This is a genomic window from Stenotrophomonas sp. 2YAF22 (assembly GCF_052114665.1).
Lineage (GTDB): Bacteria > Pseudomonadota > Gammaproteobacteria > Xanthomonadales > Xanthomonadaceae > Stenotrophomonas > Stenotrophomonas indicatrix.
Genome location: NZ_JBFRFE010000506.1, coordinates 1 through 3229 on the forward strand (window position 1 = coordinate 1; position 3229 = coordinate 3229).

Below are 3229 nucleotides of genomic sequence, written 5' to 3' on the forward strand. Positions count from 1 at the left end.
GTCAACACCCGATGGCCGTCGTCGGTGATCAGCACGTCATCTTCGGTACGGATGCCGATACCGCGCCAGCGCGGTTCCACTGTCGTGTCTTCCACGCCGATATACAGCCCCGGCTCGATGGTGAAGGCCATGCCCGGCTCCAGCAGGCGCGAATCGCCGGCCAGGCGGTAGTCACCTACGTCGTGCACATCCAGCCCGATCCAGTGCCCTGTCTTGTGCCGGTAGAAGCGCTGGTACAAGCCTTCGGTGAGATTCTTTTCCAGCGTGCCCTTCAACAGGCCCAGCTGCAGCAACCCCTCGGTGAGGGTCTGCACCGCCGCCAGATGGCCCATTTCGTACGCCACGCCCGGTTTGGCCTGGGCAAGCGCCGCCGCCTGCGCCGCACCCACCAGATCATGCAGCGCACGCTGCTCGGCGCTGAAACGACCATTGACCGGGAACGTACGGGTGATGTCACTGGCGTAGCCGCGGTACTCGGCGCCGGCATCGATCAACACCAGTTCACCGTCGCGCGAGCGTGCGTTGTTGTCGCGGTAATGCAGGATGCAGGCGTTGCGGCCGGCACCGACGATGCTGCAGTACGCAGGCACCGCGTCGCTGGCACGGAACACCCGCTCCAGCTCGGCCTGCAGTTCGTACTCGTGGATGCCCGCCTTCGCACTCTGCATGGCCGCACGATGCGCCAGCACGCTGATATCGGCCGCGCGCTGCATCAACGCCACCTCGGCACCGGACTTGAACAACCGCTGCTCGTGCAGCAGGTGGCCCAGTTCCAGGAACTCATGCGGTGGCTGCGCACCGTGGCGCACCTGCGAACGCACGCGGTTCACCCAGCCGATCAGCTTCAGGTCGAAGTCCGCATCGCGGCCGAAGTGGTAGTACACCCGCGACCGCCCTTCCAGCAGGCCCGGCAGGATGTCGTCCAGGTCGGTGATCGGGTACGCATCGTCCATCGCGAACTGCGCCACGGCGCCTTCCTGGCCGGCGCGACCGCCATCCCAGGCTTCACGCTCGGGATCGCGCTCACGGCAGAACAGGATGGCTTCGCCGTGGCGACGACCAGGAATCAGTACCAGCACCGCTTCCGGCTCCGGGAAGCCGCACAGATACTGGAAATCCGAATCCTGCCGGTACGGATAATGGGTATCGAGGCTGCGCACCTTCTCCGATGCCGCCGGCAGCACCAGGATCGCGTCTTCGCCCGCCATGTCCATCAGCTGCCGGCGACGACGCTTGTACTCGCCGGCAGCGATGCCGGTGCGCTGCTTGATATCCATCAGTTCAGGCGCTGCCGATGGCGCGCGGCCAGCACCACATCACCGTGCAGCAGCAGCACCGCCACCCGGATGAACTCTTCGATCTCCGACAGGGCTTCGTCATCATCGTCACCGCCGGCTTCGAAGTCCTCGCTCGAGGCACGGGCCAGGCTGGCCAGGTCGTTCAGTGCCTCCTCGCCTTCTTCGGACAGGGTCGGCCGGTGGCCGCCGCTGCCCAGGCCGAAGCCGCCCAGGAAGGAGCGGGTCCAGCTGAACATGGAATCTGCCTGCGCGGCCACGTCGCTGCTGTCGGTCAACAGCAGCTCGAAGGCGAAGTCTCGGTCTTCCAGCTGCTTGATGGTGGCCTCCAGCAACTGCGCCAGCGCACTGTCGGCAGCCACCTGCGGCAGATTGTCGTCGGCCAGCACGCGCGCCGGCCAATCGTTGCCAGGGGCACCGCCAGCGGCCAGCCAGCCGCACAGCCCGCCATGCAGCTCGGCAGCAGTGGCGCCCAGGCCCAGTTCCTGGCTGGCGCGGGTAACGTCGTCGACGGAGGGAAGTTCGGTCATCGTGCGGCTCGTTCGGAAGGGAAACTGCGGAGCGCGCACGCGCGCGCCCGTGAGCCGGGTAGTGTAGCAATCTGTCCGCCTGCTCTCCGTAGCCGCCGGGCCCTGCTGCGGCAGTGCTTGACCGCCCTGACCCGGCTTGCCTATCGTGCGGGCATGGAACCCGCCGATCCCCTTGCCCAGCTGCAGGCCTTCGCCGCCCGTGTGGAGGCGTTGCTCGACCGCAACCAGCGGCTGGCCGAGGAGAACCGCAGCCTGCGCCACCAGCAGGAACAGCTGGTGGCCGAGCGCTCGACGCTGCTGGCCAAGAACGAGCAGGCGCGTTCGCGGGTGGAAGCGATGATCACCCGGCTCAAATCCCTGGAGCAGCACACATGAGTGCCGAACCGGTCAGCGTCCGTATCCTCGACCGTGAATACACAGTCGGCGTCGGTGGCGATGAACGCGACAGCCTGATGGCGGCCGCCCGCCTGCTGGATGCGCGCATGCGCGAGATCCGTGGCAGCAACCGGATGGCCGCGGTGGACCGCATCGCGGTGCTGGCGGCACTCAACCTGGCGCACGAGCTGCAGCTGCTGCGCGACGAGAACGCCCGCCAGGCGGTTGCCCTGCAACAGACCCTGGCCGACCTGAACCGGCGCCTGGACCGTGCAATCGACAGCAGCACGTGAGAAAGGCGCGGAATGCGCATTCTCTTTTCTGAATTGGCACGCACTGTTGCCGACGAACGGCCTATCCAGATCACGCGCGGTAGCTATAATGGCCACGCGTTCTCTGCGGTACTCGACGGCATGTGCAAACATTCGCCTTGTCCCTTAAGAACGACACCGGGAGCGCGACAGCGCCGGGAGTGCAGGTCCGCCTTGCAGCGGGAAGCCCGATGGTTCTCCAGCGTTCCCACTTGAGCCCCCGGGTTCAAGGTCGTTTCGCATGCATCGACATTGCGGAGAATGCAATATTCCAGCAAGGGCGGCGTCTTCGGGCGTCGCCCTTGTTCTTTCCGGCACAATGACGGCTGATCCTTGCCGCACGCTGCCATGAACGACCCGCGACAGGCCCTGCGCCACGACCTGCGGCAACGCCGCCGCGACCTTTCCGCCCCCGCCCGTATCGCCGCTGCCGAATCGCTGGCCGATGCGCTGCTGGCACTGCCGTTCGCCCCGCGCGAAGGGGCCGTGGCCGGCTACTGGGCGCTGGATGGCGAAATCGCCCTGCATCGCTGGCAATTGCAGCTGCCCGATCGCTTGACCTACTGCCTGCCGGTACTGCACGGCGACGTGCTGCGCTTCGCGCCCTGGCGCCCCGGCCAACCCTTGACCAGCAACCGCTACGGCATCCCCGAACCGGACCTTGCCATCGAAGACACGCTGGAACCGGCACAGATGGCCCTGGTGGTGACGCCGCTGG

The 3229-nt window shown here is 66.7% G+C and carries 5 protein-coding genes and 1 other RNA gene; 4 read left to right on the top strand and 2 right to left on the bottom strand.

Annotated elements, in window-relative coordinates; translation table 11 throughout:
• A partial coding sequence (locus tag AB4Y84_RS17225; RefSeq protein ID WP_442250523.1) for an aminopeptidase P N-terminal domain-containing protein occupies window positions 1-1277 on the bottom strand: 1277 nt, incomplete at its 3' end.
• Window positions 1277-1825, bottom strand: a complete 549-nt coding sequence (locus tag AB4Y84_RS17230; RefSeq protein ID WP_230112415.1) for a YecA/YgfB family protein — start codon at window positions 1823-1825, stop codon at window positions 1277-1279. The genes AB4Y84_RS17230 and AB4Y84_RS17225, both read right to left, overlap by 1 nt.
• 153 nt (window positions 1826-1978) lie before the next feature.
• On the opposite strand from AB4Y84_RS17230, the gene AB4Y84_RS17235 reads away from it, so the two are divergent.
• The 4 genes from AB4Y84_RS17235 to AB4Y84_RS17250 all read left to right on the top strand — a co-directional run.
• On the top strand, window positions 1979-2200 hold the full coding sequence (locus AB4Y84_RS17235) for a TIGR02449 family protein (protein WP_025874200.1): 222 nt from the start codon (window positions 1979-1981) through the stop codon (window positions 2198-2200).
• The gene (locus AB4Y84_RS17240) at window positions 2197-2493 is read left to right on the top strand and encodes a cell division protein ZapA (protein ID WP_025874199.1); all 297 of its coding nucleotides are present in this window, start codon (window positions 2197-2199) and stop codon (window positions 2491-2493) included. Before AB4Y84_RS17235 ends, AB4Y84_RS17240 begins: the two co-directional genes overlap by 4 nt.
• 97 nt (window positions 2494-2590) lie before the next feature.
• Window positions 2591-2776: non-coding RNA, 6S RNA (ssrS, locus tag AB4Y84_RS17245), on the top strand.
• 83 nt (window positions 2777-2859) lie between these two features.
• Window positions 2860-3229: 5-formyltetrahydrofolate cyclo-ligase (locus AB4Y84_RS17250; protein WP_442250524.1), on the top strand; the 370-nt coding region annotated here is incomplete at its 3' end.